Raw genomic sequence first — 15,660 nt, forward strand, 5'->3', positions numbered from 1 at the left:
CCGTGACTTCCGCTCCCACCCCCGAGACCTCCGACCCGCGCGACGGCGCGAGTGATGCCGAGGTCGAACCCACCGCCGCGCCCGAGGGCGCGACGGCCGCCGAGGCCGATTCCGCGCCCGGCCTCGACTCGCCCGTCGCCTCCGACGACCACGGCGCCGACTCCGTCCCCGACGTGGACCCGTCCGCGGCATCCGATGACACGGACGATGCAGCCCCTGACGCCGACGCGGTCGACGCCGCGTTCGGCACCCCCGCCGCGACCGACGGCGACGAGCCCAGTGCCGATGAGCCCAGTGCCGATGAGCCCGGTGCCGATGAGCCCAGTGCCGATGAGCCCAGCGCTGACGAACCCAGCGCCGACGAGCCTGCCGCCGCCGAACAGTCGGAGGAGCCCGCCGCGCCTCGCACGCCGGCGCCGTCGCCGCGTCCCGCCGCCACCCCCATGGCTCGTCCGCGCCCGGGTGCCCCCGTTCCCTCGAAGCCCGCCGGCGCTCCCGCGTCGAGCGCGCCCACCGAGCCGTGGGGCCGCGTCGACGACGACGGCACCGTCTCGGTGCGCGAGGGTGACGACTGGCGCGCCGTGGGACAGTACCCCGACGGCACGCCCGCCGAAGCACTCGCCTACTTCGAGCGCAAGTACTCCGACCTCGCGAGCGAGGTGACCCTGCTCGAGGTGCGCCACCGCCGCGGCGGTGCGTCGGCCGGCGATCTGCGCTCGACGGCCAAGACGGTGCGCGGCAAGCTCGACGGCGCCGCCGCCGTCGGCGACCTCGCCGCCCTGGTAGCGCGCCTCGACGCCCTCACGTCGCAGCTCGCCGAAGCCAGCGAGACCGAGGCGGCCGCCGCGAAGGAAGCCGTCGACGAAGCCGTGCGCGAGCGCACGGCCATCGTCGAGCAGGCCGAGGCCCTGGCCGCCCGCGACCCGCAGACCGTGCAGTGGAAGCAGATGACCGCCGATATGGCGGCGCTCTTCGATCGCTGGCAGGCCCACCAGCAGAACGGGCCCCGCCTGTCGAAGTCGACCGCGCAGCAGCTGTGGCGCCGGTTCCGCGACGCCCGCGCGACGGTCGACCGTCACCGCCGCGAGTACTTCTCGCAGCTCGACGACACCCACAAGTTCGCGCGCGACGCCAAGACGCGTCTCGTCGAGCGCGCCGAGGCCCTGGCCCCGCGCGGCGAGGACGGCATCGGCGCCTACCGCGACCTGCTCGACGCCTGGAAGGCTTCGGGCCGCGCCGGCCGCAAGGTCGACGATGCTCTGTGGGCACGTTTCAAAGCCGCCGGTGACGCCCTGTACGGCGCTCGCATCGAGCGGGAGTCCGCCGAGACCGAGGCCTCGAAAGAGAAGATCGAGCAGAAGAAGGTGCTCCTCGCCGAGGCGGCTCCGCTCGTCGACGAGAAGAACCTCGCCACCGCGCGACAGAAGCTCACCGCCATCCAGCGCCAGTGGGACGAGATCGGTCGCGTGTTCCCGCGCGACAAGGAGCGTGCCCTCGACGACGACCTGCGCAAGATCGAGCAGAGCGTGCGCACCCGCGAAGACGCCGACTGGAAGCGCAACGATCCCGAGCAGAAGGCGCGTGCCAACGACATGACGCGCCAGCTGTCCGACGCGATCGACAAGCTCGAGGCCGAGCTCGCCGACGCCACCGCGCGCGGCGACAAGCGCGCGGCGGCTCAGGCGTCCGAGGCCCTCGAAGCGCGACGGACCTGGCTGCGCGCCCTCGGCGGCTGAGCGGGTTCTCCACAGATCTCTACGGTCAACAGGAAGGGCGACACCCTCGCGTCACACTGACGGGATGGTGTCGCCCTTCCTGTTCTTCGCCGACGAGCGCATGGCCCTGGCCGAGCTCACGGCCGCGTGCCTCGACGGCATCCTGGTCGCCCTGGGCGAGGGGTTCATGCCCGCCGATGCCGTCGAGAGCCCGTGGATGCGTGCGCGAAGCCTCCGTCCGCTCCTCGGAGACCGCTGGGCGGCGGTACGCGCGAGCGCGGCGTGGATCCACGGTGGACAGACCGTCGAGCCGACCCGCCACCACGCGCAACGGGTGAGCGCGATACGCCACATCGTGCGGGGAACTGCCCGCGCGCAGTATCACGAGGTGCGTCTCGGGGCGGCCGACGTCGTCACCGTCGCGGGGGTGCACGTCACCACGCCGGCGCGCACCCTCATCGATCTCGCGCGCTCCGGCGACGCCGCCGAGCGAGCCGTGGCCTGCGCGTGGGCCGCCGAGGAGCCGAGGATCGCCGCCGCAGCGACGCTCTGGCTGCGGGCGCACCCCCGCTTCCCCTACGGTCGGCGAGCTGTCGACGCGCTGCGGTGCGCCCGCGGAGCAGCAGAGCCCGGCTACGCCGCGCAGCACGAGGCACGGAGCAGCGATATGTCCCACGGTCACCCGGGATCACCGGGTACGGCCATCGCCCGTGCCGGCGCGGACGAGGACCGCGTCGCCCCTCAGGAAGACGTGACGCGGTAGACGTCGTAGACCGCGTCGATGCGGCGCACCGCGTTCAGCACCCGATCCAGATGCACGGTGTCGCCCATCTCGAACACGAACTTGCTGAGCGCGAGTCGGTCGTTCGTCGTCGACACGGTGGCCGAGAGGATGTTGACGTGGTGCTCGCTGAGCACCCGCGTGACGTCGCTGAGCAGGCCCGAGCGATCGAGGGCCTCGACCTGGATCTGCACGAGGAACACGCTCTTCGAGGTCGGCGCCCACTCGACCTCGATGAGTCGATCGGGCTCTTCTTTGAGCGACTTCACGTTCGTGCAGTCGCCCCGGTGCACCGAGACGCCGCTGCCGCGCGTCACGAAGCCGACGATCTGATCGCCCGGCACGGGGGTGCAGCACTTGGCCAACTTGACCAGGATGTCGGGCGCGCCGCGCACGAGCACTCCCGAGTCGCCACCGCGCGGGGCCCGGCTGCGTCCGACGGGGATGTCGATGGGGCCGGTGTTCGACTCCTCGACGTTGACCAGAGCCGTGACCTTCTCGATCACCGACTGGGTCGAGACGTGACCCTCGCCGACGGCGGCGTACAGCGCCGAGACGTCTTCGTAGTGGAAGAGCCGCGCGACCTCGGTGAACGAGTCCTGGCTCATCAGACGCTGCAGGGGAAGGTTCTGCCGGCGCATGGCGCGGGCAATGGAGTCCTTGCCCTGCTCGATGGCCTCTTCGCGACGTTCCTTCGTGAACCACCCGCGGATCTTGTTGCGCGCGCGGGTGCTCTTGACGAAGCCGAGCCAGTCCTGGCTGGGGCCGGCGTCGGGGTTCTTCGACGTGAAGACCTCGACCACGTCGCCGCTCTGCAGGGCCGACTCGAGGGGCACCAGGCGACCGTTGACCTTCGCCCCCATGGTGCGGTGGCCGATCTCGGTGTGCACGGCGTACGCGAAGTCGACGGGCGTCGCCCCCGTGGGCAGACCCACGACGCGCCCCTTCGGCGTGAAGACGTAGACCTCTTTCGCGCCGATCTCGAACCGCAGCGAGTCGAGGAACTCCCCCGGGTCGGCGGTCTCTGCCTGCCAGTCCGAGATGTGCGCGATCCAGGCCATGTCGGCGTCGACGGCCTTGGCATCCGTCTTGCCGCCGGCCATGCGCTCTTTGTACTTCCAGTGGGCCGCGACACCGAACTCGGCCTGCTGGTGCATCTCGTGCGTGCGGATCTGGATCTCGACCGTGCGGCCACCCGGTCCGAGCACCGTCGTGTGCAGCGACTGGTAGAGGTTGAACTTGGGAGTGGCGATGTAGTCCTTGAAGCGCCCCGGCAGCGGCGTCCACCGCGCGTGGATCGCACCGAGCACGGCGTAGCAGTCGCGCACCGTGCCGACGAGGATGCGGATGCCGATGAGGTCGTAGATGTCGTCGAACTCACGCCCGCGCACGACCATCTTCTGGTACACCGAGTAGAGCTGTTTGGGTCGCCCCATGACCCGGCCGCGTACCCGCAGTTCGCGCAGGTCGGCGTCGACGGAGTCGATGACGTTCTGCACGTACTGCTCGCGCTGCGGAGTGCGCTGCCTCACCAGGCTCTCGATCTCGGCGTAGAGCTTCGGGTGCATCACCGCGAACGAGAGGTCTTCGAGCTCGCTCTTGATGGCCTGGATGCCGAGACGATGCGCCAGCGGGGCGTAGATCTCGAGCGTCTCGGTCGCCTTCTTCGCGGCCTTGTGCGGGGGGACGAATCCCCAGGTGCGCGCGTTGTGCAGGCGGTCGGCGAGCTTGATGAGCAGCACGCGGATGTCTTTCGACATCGCGACGATCATCTTGCGCACCGTCTCGGCCTGGGCACTGTCGCCGTACTTGACCTTGTCGAGCTTGGTGACGCCGTCGACGAGCATGGCCACCTCGTCGCCGAAGTCGGCGGCGAGTTCGTCGAGGGGGTAGCCGGTGTCTTCGACGGTGTCGTGCAGAAGCGCCGCCGCGATCGCCTTGGGCCCCAGACCCAGCTCGGCGAGGATCTGCGCCACCGCCAACGGGTGGGTGATGTACGGCTCACCGCTCTGGCGCTTCTGTCCGTCGTGCGCCTTGTCGGCGACCGCGTAGGCCCGTTCGACGATCGCGAGATCGCCCTTGGGGTGGTGCGTGCGGACGGTGCGGAGCAGCTTGTCGACGTCGTCGCGGCGGGCAGCACGTGAGAAGATGCGCGGCACCAGGCGACGCAGTGACGACGGGGGCGGCGTGGACGACGTGGTCTCGGTCATCGCCACCTCTTCCTCACGGCCAGTCGATCAAGTCTACGCCCCGCGGGGCGGGGCCCCGGCGTCAGGCCGGGACGCCCGCCTTCTCGCGTGCGGCCACGACGCGGGCGTCGCGATCGGCGATCGGCTTCTCCTTCTCACGCAGGAGGGCGTACATCGGGACGGCGACGAACAGCGTCGAGTACGCCGCGACGATCGTGCCGACGAAGATCGACAGCGAGATGTCGCTCAGGGTGCGCGCGCCCAGCGGCACTCCGATGAACAGGATGGCGCCGACGGGGAGGATGGCGACCACCGTGGTGTTGATCGATCGGATCAACGTCTGGTTCGCGGCGAGGTTGACCGACTCCGCGAACGTGCGGCCGGAGATCTCGCCGTCATCCCGGGTGTTCTCTCTCACCTTGTCGAAGACGACGGTGGTGTCGTACAGCGCGTACGAGAGGATCGTCAGGAAGCCGATGACGGCGGCCGGCGAGATCTCGAAGCCGAAGAGCGCGTACACGCCGATCGTGATGACGAGCACGTCGACGAGGCCGATGATCGCGGCGACCGACATCTTCCACGTGCGGAAGTACAGCGCGAGGATCAGGAAGGTCAGCGCGAGGAAGATCGACAGACCCCACAGCGACTGGCGCGTGACGTCGTTGCCCCAGGTGGGTCCGATGAACGAGTTCGTGATCTCGGACGCATCGACGCCGTAGGCGGACGCCAGGGCGGCGGCCACCGCCTGGGTCTCGTCGTTGTCCATCTGGTCGGTCTGCACGCGCACGGCCTGGTCGCTGATGGTGCTGACGCGCGTACTCGCACCGGGCACGACCGAGGTCACGGCGTCGGTGGCGAGCGACTGGTCGAACGAGGCCGGGTTCGACACCGTGAACTGCGAGCCGCCGGTGAACTCGATCGAGAACTGCACCGGGCGGATGAGCGGCACCAAGGCCGCGCCGATCACCAGAACGGCGGCGATGATGAACCAGAGGCGACGGCGCTGAACGAACGGGAACGAGGTCTTCCCGGAGTAGAGGTCGTTGCCGAGCTGCGTCATGGAGCGCATCAGACGTCTCCCTCTTTCGTCGAGCGGCTATCGCTGCGCGCGGCGGCGAGCTCGGCCTGCTTGCGTTCGGCGATCGTCTGGCGGCGCTGGGCCTCACCGCGCGAGCGCTTCGCACGGCCGGCGTCGGCGACGGGAGCACGGAACTCGGCGCGGCCGCGGTAGACGGCGCCCAGCGCGTGCGGGTCCATTCCCGACAGGGGGTGTCCCGACCCGAAGAACCGGGTACGTGCCAACAACTGCATCACGGGGTGGGTGAACAGGATGAAGATCAGGATGTCGATCGCGGTGGTGAGCCCCAGCGTGAACGCGAAGCCCTTCACCGTGGAGTCGGCCAGGATGTACAGCACGACGGCGGCGAGGATGTTGATCGACTTCGAGATGTAGATGGTGCGCTTGGCGCGCGACCATCCGTCTTCGACGGCGGCCGTGATCGACTTTCCGTCGCGCAACTCGTCGCGGATGCGTTCGAAGTAGACGATGAACGAGTCGGCCGTGAAGCCGATCGTCACGATCAGACCGGCCACACCGGCGAGCGACAGGCGGAAGCCGGCCCGCCACGCCAGGATGCACAGGGCGAGATAGGTCAGCACCGCCATCACGCCCAGCGAGGCGATGATCACCGTGCCGAGGGCCCGGTACACGATCAGGGAGTAGATCGCGACGAGCCCCAGACCGATCAGACCGGCGATGAAGCCCACCTGGAGCTGCTGCGAACCCAGGGTCGCCGACACCGTGTCGGAGCTGACCACCTGGAAGCTCAGGGGCAGGGCGCCGTACTTGAGCTGGTCGGCGAGGGCCTTCGACGACTCCTGCGTGAAGCTTCCCGTGATGCTCGGGCGGCCGTCGACGATGATGCCGTTCATCGACGGCGCCGACAGCACGCTGCCGTCGAGCACGAAGGCGAACTGGTTGAGCGGGGCCTGAGCGCCGTAGAGGCGCTGGCTGATCTCGGCGAAGGTCTGCGTGCCCTGGTCGTTGAAGACGAGGTTCACGGCCCACTGGCCGGTGTTCTGCTCCTGGCCGTTCGTGGCGTTCGAGATGTCGGTGCCGTCGAGCTCGACGGGACCGAGGATGTACTTGGTCGAGTCGCCCTGGCCGCACGTGATCATGGGCTGATCGGCGGGAGCCTGCGCCGGGTTGCTCGGCGGGTTCGCGCAGTCGTATGAGAGGAACTGCGCCTGCAGCGCCGGGGTGATCCACGCGGGGTCGCTGCCGTTGGTGGGCGACGCGGTCGGGGTCGCGGGCAGCGACGGGTCGGGCGTCGGGTACGGCGTGGTGTTGCCGTCCTGGCCGACGAACGTCGTGGCGGGCGAGCCGGTGAACAGCACCGGGCGCAGCTGCAGCTGAGCCGAGCTCTGGATCCGTTCGCGGGTGGCCTCGTCGGCCTCGCCCGGGATCTGCACGACGATGTTGCGGCCGCCCTCGGTGGCCACGTCGGCCTCACTCACGCCCGAGGCGTCGACGCGCTGGCGGATGATCGAGACGGCCTGTTGCAGCTGTTCGCTGTCGGGGTTGGCCCCGTCGGTGGTCTGGGCCTGCAGGATGATCTGCGTGCCGCCCTGGAGGTCGAGCGCGAGCTCGGGGGTCCAGGAACTTGCGGAGAAGGCGTACACGCCCAGCGCGTTGATACCGAAGAGCACGCCGGTGATGGCGAGCAATCCGGTCAACACGCGCCAGGCATGACGGACAGGAGTCGAGGGCGCCACGGAGTCGGCTTTCTGTGCGGCGGTGAACGAGGAAGGGCCGGTGAGGGCGTCAGACCTGCGGGCGGTCCTTGTCGGCGCGCTCGGCGTCGGTGAGGCCGGCCTCGGTGTGCTCGTCGTGACGCGCGGCGCGGCGGTCGTCGCTGATCGAGGTGATGTCGCCGTCGGCGACCCCGGCGACGTACTCGGCCTCGGCCTCTTCGGCCTCGATGAAGTCGTCTTCGGTCACGAAGCCCTCGGCCGGGTTGACGATGCGGAGCACGGCCTGGCTGTGCACCTTGATCACGACGCCGGGAGCGATCTCGACGTGCGCGGGCTTGTCGAGGTCTTCACCGTCGTACTCGACGATGGTGCCGTACAGGCCGCCCTGCAGAAGGACCTCGGCGCCGGGAACGGTCTCGCGCGCCTTCTGCTCGATGTCGGCCTTCTGCTTCTTCATCCGACGGCGCGAGCTGTAGAACATGAAGACCAGCAGGCCGATGAGCAGGATGATGATGCCGTAATCGGCGAAGAACCGGGCGATATCCATCGAGGCGGTGCACCTTTCAATTCAGGCGCGCCGTGCGGCACTGCCTAGCGGGGGTCGGGGAATCCCTCGCCGAGTATAGGTCATGACCCCTGGCTGAACCGGAGGACGCCGTCGGGGTGGGGAGCGCCGAGGTGGTCGTACGCCTCGGGGGTGGCCACGCGTCCGCGGGGCGTACGCCCCATGAAACCGATGCGCACGAGGTACGGCTCGACCACCGACTCGATGGTTTCGGGCTCCTCGCCGACGGCGACGGCGAGGGTGCTCAGCCCCACCGGTCCCCCGCGGAAGCGGCGGACGAGCGCGTCGAGCACCGCGCGGTCCAGGCGGTCGAGCCCGATGGCATCCACGTCGTACAGGTCGAGGGCGGCGCCCACCGTCCGCACGTCGGCGTCTCCCTCGGCGGCGCCGTCGGAGGGGCCGTACACGACGAGGTAGTCCCGCACGCGGCGCAGAAGGCGGTTGGCGATGCGGGGCGTCCCGCGCGAGCGTCGCGCGATCTCGGACCGAGAGGTGCCGGGCAGGCCCACGTCGAGCATGGATGCCGATCGGGACACGACCCGCTCGAGCTCTTCGGGTTCGTAGTACTCCAGGTGCGCGGTGAAACCGAAGCGGTCGCGGAGGGGGTTGGGGAGGAGCCCCGCGCGTGTCGTCGCCCCGACGAGGGTGAAGGGGGCGAGATCGAGCGGGATGCTCGTCGCGCCCGCGCCCTTGCCGACCATGATGTCGATGCGGAAGTCCTCCATCGCGAGGTACAGCATCTCTTCGGCCGAGCGCGCCATGCGGTGGATCTCGTCGATGAAGAGCACTTCGCCGGGGGTGAGCGACGACAGCAGGGCCGCCAGGTCTCCCGCGTGCTGGATCGCCGGTCCGCTCGACAGACGCAGCGGGCGTCCGCTCTCGTGCGCGACGATCATGGCGAGCGTCGTCTTGCCGAGACCCGGGGGGCCCGACAGCAGGATGTGGTCGGGCGAGCGCTGCTGGATGCGGGCGGCGTCGAGCAGCAACTGCAGCTGCCCGCGCACCTTCTGCTGGCCGACGAACTCGGCGAGCGAGGTGGGGCGCAGGGCGCCCTCGATCGCGAGCTCGATCTCGTCGTCGGGCGTGCCGGCGTCGCGCACGTCAGCCACTCACCGGCTCCTTGCGCGCGGGGCCGAGCAGGGCGAGGGTGAGGCGCAACAGCGCCTGCACCGACGCGCGGTCGGCCTCGGAGGCGTTCTCGGCGACGGATGCCACGGCTTCGGCGGCGGTCCGCTCCGTCCAGCCCAGACCGATGAGCGCCTGCGTCACCTGCGCGGGCACGGCGCCGCGGACCGAGGCGACCGCGGGGGCGGCGGCGGCGGCCACGGCGAGCTTGCCGGCGAGCTGCACGACGATGAGCTTCGCGGTCTTCGGGCCGATGCCCGACACGCGACGGAACGGGGCGTCGTCGTCGTCGGCGACCGCCTGCGCGATCTGCGGCACGGTGAGCGACGACAGTACGCCGAGCGCCGACTTGGGACCCACCCCGGTGACGCCGATCAGCTGGGTGAACACCGTCAGCTCCTCGCGGGACTCGAAGCCGAACAGCGAGAGCGCGTCTTCACGCACGATGAGGTTCGTGTGCAGGTGCACGTCGTCGCCGATGTGCACGGTGCGGGCGAGCTGGGAGGTCACGGCCACCGAGAAGCCGACGCCGCCGACCACGATGACCAGTGAATCGTCGGCGACGTGGGCCGCCGAACCGTGCAGCGAGGAGATCATCCTCCGAGCCTAGGGCGCGGTTCGTACATGTGTTCGAGCGACACGCGTGGGGGGCGTGCGTCGCTTCTCGGCGTCGCGCCAGGCGCGCTGCGCGGGGGTGAGTGCCGAGTCGTCCGAGGGGGATGCCGCTCCCCCGCGCCACGCGTGGCAGAGGGCGATCGCCAGGGCGTCGGCGGCATCGGCGGGCTGTGGCAGGGCGTCCAGGCGCAGCACGCGGGCGACCATCGTCTGCACCTGCAGCTTGTCGGCGGCGCCGTACCCCGTGACCGCGGCCTTCACCTCGCTGGGGGTGTGGGTGGCTGCCGGGATGCCGTGCTCGGCGGCCAGCAGCAGGGCGATGCCGCTGGCCTGGGCGGTGCCCATGACCGAGTGGCGGTTGTTCTGTGCGAAGACGCGCTCGACGGCGACGACGTGAGGATCGTGCGCGTGCAGCACCTCGCGAATCCCCGCGGCGATGGCCGCCAGGCGCTTCTCGATCGGATCGGTCGGCGCGGACCGCACGACGCCCACGTGCACGAGCGACGCCGTGCGGGTGGGCGAGACGTCGACGACGCCGATGCCGCAGCGGGTCAGGCCGGGGTCGATGCCGAGGACGCGGAGGGAACGGGACACGGCCCCCACGCTAAGCGCAGGAGCCGTGTCGCAAACGAGGGCGCGCCCTTACTCGTCGTTCTCGAGCTCGGCCTGCACCTCGGCGCTGAGGTCGAAGTTCGTGTAGACGTTCTGCACGTCGTCGCTGTCTTCGAGCGCGTCGATGAGGCGGAACACCTTGCGGGCGGTGTCGGCGTCGACCTCGACCTTGAGCGAGGGGACGAACTCGACGTCGGCAGAGTCGTACTCGATCCCGGCGTCCTGCAGGGCGCTTCGTACCGACACGAGGTCGCTCGCCTCGGTGATGACGCCGAAGCCTTCGCCGTGGGGCTCGACCTCTTCGGCGCCGGCCTCGAGCACGGCGAGCATGACGTCGTCTTCGCTGGTGCCCTCGGAGGGAACGACGATGACGCCCTTACGAGCGAAGTTGTAGGCGACGCTGCCCGGGTCGGCGAGGGTACCGCCGTTACGGCTGAGGGCGGTGCGCACCTCGGCCGCGGCGCGGTTCTTGTTGTCGGTCAGACACTCGATGAGGAACGCCACGCCGTTGGGTCCGTAGCCTTCGTACAGGATCGAGGCGTACTCGACGGCCTCGCCGCCGATCCCGGCGCCGCGCTTGATCGCACGGTCGATGTTGTCTTTGGGGACCGAGGTCTTCTTGGCCTTCAGCACCGCGTCGAACAGCGTCGGGTTGCCCTGCATGTCGGCCCCACCGAGCTTCGCCGCGACCTCGATGTTCTTGATGAGCTTGGCCCACGACTTGGCGCGGCGGGAGTCGATGACCGCCTTCTTGTGCTTGGTCGTGGCCCATTTGGAGTGTCCGGACATGCGTTCCAGTCTAGAGCGCGGGCGCGCCCGCACCGCGTCGGGCGCGAACGCGATCCAGGAAGCGACGGTGGAAGCGCAGCTCCCCGGTCGACTCCGGGTGAAAGGCGGTGCCCAGGAGCGCACCCTGTTCGATCGCGACGACGCGTCCGTCGGGAAGCGCGGCGAGGGGCTCGGCATCCGGACCCCACTCGACGACCGCGGGGGCGCGGATGAAGACGGCGTGCACGGGAGGGGCGCCGAGGGCGGGGACCTCGAGGTCGGTCTCGAACGAGGCGGTCTGGCTGCCGAAGACGTTGCGCGCGACGCGGGCGTCGAGGCCGCCGAAGGTCTGCTGGCCCTCGATCGCGCCGTCGAGGCGATCGGCGAGCAGGATCAGGCCCGCGCACGTGCCGTACATCGGCATGCCGTCGGAGATCGCCGCGCGGATCGGCGCCTGCATCCCGAACGCGCGGGCCAGCTTGTCGATGACGCTGGACTCGCCGCCGGGAAGGACGAGTCCCTCCACTGCGGCGAGCTCCTCGGGCCGACGCACCGGACGGGCGTCGGCGCCGAGGGCCGTCAGCGCGGCGAGGTGCTCCCGCACGTCGCCTTGCAGGGCGAGGACGCCGACGCGGGGACTACCAGCCACGCTCGGAGAGTCGGTGCGGGGCGGCCAGATCCGACACGTTGATGCCGACCATCGCCTCGCCGAGCCCGCGCGACGCCTCGGCGACGATCTTGGGGTCGTCGTGGAAGGTGGTGGCCTTGACGATGGCCGCGGCGCGCTGGGCGGGGTTGCCCGACTTGAAGATGCCGGAGCCCACGAAGACGCCGTCGGCGCCGAGCTGCATCATCATGGCGGCGTCGGCCGGGGTGGCCACTCCCCCGGCGGTGAAGAGCACGACGGGCAGCTTTCCGGTCTCGGCGATCTCGGCGACGAGGTCGTAGGGGGCCTGCAGCTCCTTGGCGGCGACGTACAGCTCGTCCTTGGTCTTGGCGCGCAGGGCGTTGATCTCGCCGCGGATGGTGCGGATGTGCTTGGTCGCCTCCGAGACGTCGCCGGTGCCGGCCTCGCCCTTCGAGCGGATCATCGCGGCACCCTCGGTGATGCGGCGGAGCGCCTCGCCCAGGTTGGTGGCGCCGCAGACGAACGGCACGGTGAAGTCGTACTTGTCGATGTGGTTCACGTAGTCGGCGGGCGAGAGCACCTCGGACTCGTCGATGTAGTCGACCCCGAGCTCCTGCAGGATCTGCGCCTCGACGAAGTGGCCGATGCGGGCCTTGGCCATGACGGGGATCGACACCGACGCGATGATGTCGTCGATCAGATCGGGATCGCTCATGCGCGCCACGCCGCCCTGGGCCCGGATGTCGGCGGGCACGCGCTCGAGCGCCATGACGGCGACGGCGCCGGCGTCTTCGGCGATGCGGGCCTGGTCGGCCGTGACGACGTCCATGATGACGCCGCCCTTGAGCATCTCGGCGAGACCGCGCTTGACGCGGGAGGTTCCGGTGTCGGTCATGTCCACTCCGTTCCGCGCTTCGGGGCGCGTTCATTGACTTAGGCCAAAACGTAGCATGGCTCAGGACATAGGCTGGACGCCGACCCAGGGGGGCGTATGACCATCGACATGACCGGCCGGTCGGCATCCGGAATCGCCGCGGACCTGCGCACGCGCATCGAGCGCGGGGAGCTCGCCCCCGGCACCCTGCTGCCATCGGTGCGGGCCGTGGCCGCCGACCTCGGGGTCAACCGCAACACCGTCGTCGCCGCCTACCGTCAGCTCGCGCAAGCCGGCCTCGTCGAGGCGCGTGGCCGCGGCGGCACGCGGGTCGCCGACCGCGCCGCCGTCGCTCAAGAGGGGTACGCGCCCGACACCGTGCTGCGCGACGTCGGCACGGGGAACCCCGACCCCGGGCGCATCCCCGACCCCACCGCGGCCCTCGCACGCTCGACCCGACCCGTGCTGTACGGCGAACCGGTCATCGACCCGGGCCTCGAGGCCTGGGCGCGCGAGTGGATGGCGGATCAGCTCCCCCACGACGAACTGCGCATCACCGTCACCAGCGGTGCGAGCGACGCGATCGAACGCCTGCTGGCCCAGTCCCTGCAGCGCGACGACGCCGTCGCCCTCGAAGACCCCTGTTTCCTCTCGGCGTTGCACACCGTGCGCACCGGCGGGTATCGCGCGGTGCCCGTGGCGGTGGATGCCGAGGGCATGACCGTGGAGGGGCTCCGCGTCGCACTCGAGGCGGGGGTGCGCGCGGTGATCTGCACGCCTCGCGCGCACAACCCCACGGGGGCCAGCCTCACCGCGGAGCGCGCGGCGGCCCTCCGTGCGGTGCTCGCCGAGCATCCGTACGTGCTCGTCATCGAGGACGACCACTTCTCGCTGCTGTCGCGGGCGGCACTGCATTCGGTGATCGGCCCGGGTCAGCGCCGGTGGGCGCGTATCCGGTCGATGTCGAAGTTCCTCGGACCCGACACGTGCCTGGCGGTCACGGCGTCCGACGTCGACACCGCCGACGGCCTCGCCGTGCGCCTGACCCCCGGCACCACCTGGGTCAGCCACCTGCTGCAGCGCATGACCCTCGCGCTCGTCACCGACGAGGCCGTGCGCGCCGGCATCGAACGGGCGGCGGCGCACTATGCGCACCGCAACGCGGCCTTCGCCGAAGCGCTGAGTGCGCGCGGGCTGGCGGTGAGCCCGGGCGACGGCCTGAACCTCTGGGTTCCGCTCCCCGTTCCCGCAGCCGCCGTGCGCGAGGATCTCATGCGGCGCGGCTGGCTCGTGCGCGAGGGCGATCCGTTCTTCCTCGCGCCCGAGCACGCGGGATCGTTCCTGCGTCTGACCGTGCACGACCTCGACGCGGACTCGGCCGACTCCCTCGCCGACGACATCGCGATCGCCGCGGGCACACTGTCGGCGGGCGTGCTCCCCGCGCGGGCGCGAAGTGGGAGGATCGACACATGAAGGTGCTTTCGATCCAGTCGGCCGTCGCGTACGGGCACGTCGGCAACTCCGCAGCCGTTTTCCCGCTGCAGCGCATCGGCGTCGAGGTCCTGCCGGTCTACACGGTCAACTTCTCGAATCACACCGGATACGGCGCGTGGCGCGGACCCCTCATCGCGCCCGACGACGTGGCCGCGGTGATCGCCGGCATCGAGGACCGCGGGGTGTTCCCCGAGATCGACGTGGTGCTCTCGGGCTATCAGGGCGGCGAGGGCATCGCCGACGTCATCATCGACACCGTCGCGCGGGTCAAGCGGGCGAATCCGGATGCCGTGTACGCCTGCGACCCCGTCATGGGCAACGCCAAGTCGGGCTGCTTCGTGGCACCGGCCATCCCCGAGCTGCTGCGCGAGCGCGTGGTGCCCGTTGCCGACATCCTCACCCCCAACCAGTTCGAGCTCGGTTTCCTCACCGGCACCGAGCCCGGTAGCATCGACTCGACGCTGGACTCGGCCGACGCACTGCGCGACCGCGGTCCGCGCACGATCCTCGTCACCAGTGTCGAGCGCCCCGACCGCGAAGCCGACACGATCGAGATGATGGTCGTCGACGACAACGGCGCGTGGATCGTGCAGACCCCGCTCATCCCGATGAAGGCCAACGGCTCGGGCGACGTCACGGCCGCCCTCTTCACCGCGCATTACCGCCGCAGCGGCGACGCGGCCGACGCGCTCGCGCGCACGGCGTCGAGTGTCTTCGACCTGCTCACCAACACCTACGAGTCGGGCTCGCGCGAGCTGCGTCTCATCGAGTCGCAGGAGGCGTACGCGCACCCGCGCCTGCAGTTCTCGGTGCGCCAGGTGCGCTGAGCGGCCGTCGCACCGCGATCGCCCGCGCGGCGCGGTCCGATCGGTCGCTTCGGCGTCGGCGGGAGGCGTCAGCCTCCGTAGACCTCGAGGTACGCCGCCTGCCACGCGGGGGCGTCGTCGGGGCAGAGGAACGACGTTCCGAAGACCATGACGCTGGCGACGTTCCGCTCGCCCGCGGCCCGCGTCGCGGCGTCGGTGTCTTTCGGCAGGATCGCGGCGAACAGCGGAGACGTGTCGACGTGGGTCTGCAGGGTGGTCGCATCGACCTCGTGCGCGCTGAGGATGGCGGTCTCGCACGCGTCGGCCGCCAAGGCGAGCGTGATGCTCTCGTCTTGCGCCGACCAGGACGCCCCCTGCCCCTCGACGTACGCGCGCTGCTCGGCGATGAACTGCTTCTGTGCGGGCGTCACCGCGACCAGGGGCGTACCGTCCATCGGCAGTTGCTGGGCGCGGAAGAACTCCTCGCGTTCGGCGAACGCGTCGCCCAGCTCGTCGGCGTCGGTGTCGTCGTCGGGGCCGCGGACGACGACCCATCGGTCGGCGACTCCTCGGTGGTCGGCCCGGGAGTGGCGACGCTCTCGGCATCTCGCGGGCTCGGGAGCGGGATGCAGGCGGTCGCGCCCAGCAGCACTCCGACGAGCGTCAACGAGAGAACGAGAGGGCGGAGGCGAAGGTCCATTCGCTCACGCTAGTCACTGCGCGACATGTGCGCC

The 15,660-nt window shown here is 70.4% G+C and carries 16 protein-coding genes; 4 read left to right on the plus strand and 12 right to left on the minus strand.

Annotation, left to right across the window (positions count from 1 at the left end):
• Positions 1 to 2: 2 nt before the first annotated feature.
• Entirely contained in the window at positions 3 to 1,736 is a 1,734-nt protein-coding gene (locus IFU40_RS05430; RefSeq protein WP_342343489.1) for a DUF349 domain-containing protein, read from the plus strand.
• A gap of 64 nt (positions 1,737 to 1,800) precedes the next feature.
• Positions 1,801 to 2,478, plus strand: a complete 678-nt coding sequence (locus IFU40_RS05435) for a hypothetical protein (protein ID WP_191915101.1) — start codon at positions 1,801 to 1,803, stop codon at positions 2,476 to 2,478.
• Here the strand turns inward: IFU40_RS05435 and IFU40_RS05440 are convergent.
• The 10 genes from IFU40_RS05440 to pdxS form a co-directional block, all read right to left on the minus strand.
• Positions 2,457 to 4,706, minus strand: a complete 2,250-nt coding sequence (locus IFU40_RS05440) for a RelA/SpoT family protein (protein ID WP_070407995.1) — start codon at positions 4,704 to 4,706, stop codon at positions 2,457 to 2,459. The genes IFU40_RS05435 and IFU40_RS05440 overlap by 22 nt on opposite strands.
• A gap of 61 nt (positions 4,707 to 4,767) precedes the next feature.
• Positions 4,768 to 5,754, minus strand: a complete 987-nt coding sequence (secF, locus tag IFU40_RS05445) for a protein translocase subunit SecF (protein ID WP_070407994.1) — start codon at positions 5,752 to 5,754, stop codon at positions 4,768 to 4,770.
• Positions 5,754 to 7,460 (minus strand): protein translocase subunit SecD, encoded by a 1,707-nt coding sequence (gene secD / locus IFU40_RS05450; RefSeq protein ID WP_055837311.1) that lies wholly within the window; start codon positions 7,458 to 7,460, stop codon positions 5,754 to 5,756. Before secD ends, secF begins: the two co-directional genes overlap by 1 nt.
• A 49-nt stretch (positions 7,461 to 7,509) precedes the next feature.
• Entirely contained in the window at positions 7,510 to 7,986 is a 477-nt protein-coding gene (locus IFU40_RS05455) for a preprotein translocase subunit YajC (protein ID WP_070407992.1), read from the minus strand.
• A gap of 80 nt (positions 7,987 to 8,066) precedes the next feature.
• Positions 8,067 to 9,113: a Holliday junction branch migration DNA helicase RuvB gene (gene ruvB, locus IFU40_RS05460; protein WP_055837305.1), complete on the minus strand. Its 1,047-nt coding sequence runs from the start codon at positions 9,111 to 9,113 to the stop codon at positions 8,067 to 8,069.
• The gene (gene ruvA / locus IFU40_RS05465; RefSeq protein ID WP_191925659.1) at positions 9,106 to 9,726 is read right to left on the minus strand and encodes a Holliday junction branch migration protein RuvA; all 621 of its coding nucleotides are present in this window, start codon (positions 9,724 to 9,726) and stop codon (positions 9,106 to 9,108) included. Before ruvA ends, ruvB begins: the two co-directional genes overlap by 8 nt.
• Before the next feature lie 9 nt (positions 9,727 to 9,735).
• Entirely contained in the window at positions 9,736 to 10,338 is a 603-nt protein-coding gene (ruvC, locus tag IFU40_RS05470) for a crossover junction endodeoxyribonuclease RuvC (RefSeq protein ID WP_055940465.1), read from the minus strand.
• Positions 10,339 to 10,386: 48 nt separating this feature from the next.
• The gene (locus IFU40_RS05475) at positions 10,387 to 11,145 is read right to left on the minus strand and encodes a YebC/PmpR family DNA-binding transcriptional regulator (protein WP_055837296.1); all 759 of its coding nucleotides are present in this window, start codon (positions 11,143 to 11,145) and stop codon (positions 10,387 to 10,389) included.
• A gap of 10 nt (positions 11,146 to 11,155) precedes the next feature.
• The gene (gene pdxT / locus IFU40_RS05480; protein ID WP_055940248.1) at positions 11,156 to 11,773 is read right to left on the minus strand and encodes a pyridoxal 5'-phosphate synthase glutaminase subunit PdxT; all 618 of its coding nucleotides are present in this window, start codon (positions 11,771 to 11,773) and stop codon (positions 11,156 to 11,158) included.
• A complete protein-coding gene (pdxS, locus tag IFU40_RS05485; protein ID WP_055837293.1) occupies positions 11,763 to 12,647 on the minus strand; it encodes a pyridoxal 5'-phosphate synthase lyase subunit PdxS in 885 nt (294 codons plus the stop codon). Before pdxS ends, pdxT begins: the two co-directional genes overlap by 11 nt.
• A 96-nt stretch (positions 12,648 to 12,743) precedes the next feature.
• Here pdxS and IFU40_RS05490 point away from each other — a divergent pair, with 96 nt between their 5' ends.
• Both IFU40_RS05490 and pdxY read left to right on the plus strand, forming a co-directional pair.
• Entirely contained in the window at positions 12,744 to 14,099 is a 1,356-nt protein-coding gene (locus tag IFU40_RS05490; RefSeq protein WP_191925660.1) for an aminotransferase class I/II-fold pyridoxal phosphate-dependent enzyme, read from the plus strand.
• Positions 14,096 to 14,947 carry a pyridoxal kinase PdxY gene (gene pdxY / locus IFU40_RS05495; protein WP_191925661.1) on the plus strand — a complete coding sequence of 284 codons (852 nt, stop codon included), beginning with the start codon at positions 14,096 to 14,098 and terminating at the stop codon, positions 14,945 to 14,947. Before IFU40_RS05490 ends, pdxY begins: the two co-directional genes overlap by 4 nt.
• Positions 14,948 to 15,015: 68 nt before the next feature.
• On the opposite strand, the gene IFU40_RS05500 is transcribed toward pdxY, so the two are convergent.
• Positions 15,016 to 15,381: a hypothetical protein gene (locus IFU40_RS05500; RefSeq protein WP_191925662.1), complete on the minus strand. Its 366-nt coding sequence runs from the start codon at positions 15,379 to 15,381 to the stop codon at positions 15,016 to 15,018.
• On the minus strand, positions 15,354 to 15,626 hold the full coding sequence (locus IFU40_RS05505; RefSeq protein ID WP_191925663.1) for a hypothetical protein: 273 nt from the start codon (positions 15,624 to 15,626) through the stop codon (positions 15,354 to 15,356). The genes IFU40_RS05500 and IFU40_RS05505 overlap by 28 nt, the downstream gene beginning before the upstream one ends.
• Between the last annotated feature and the right edge of the window lie 34 nt (positions 15,627 to 15,660).

The sequence above is a fragment of the Microbacterium sp. CFBP 13617 genome (assembly GCF_014839445.1).
In the GTDB taxonomy this organism is placed as follows: domain Bacteria; phylum Actinomycetota; class Actinomycetes; order Actinomycetales; family Microbacteriaceae; genus Microbacterium.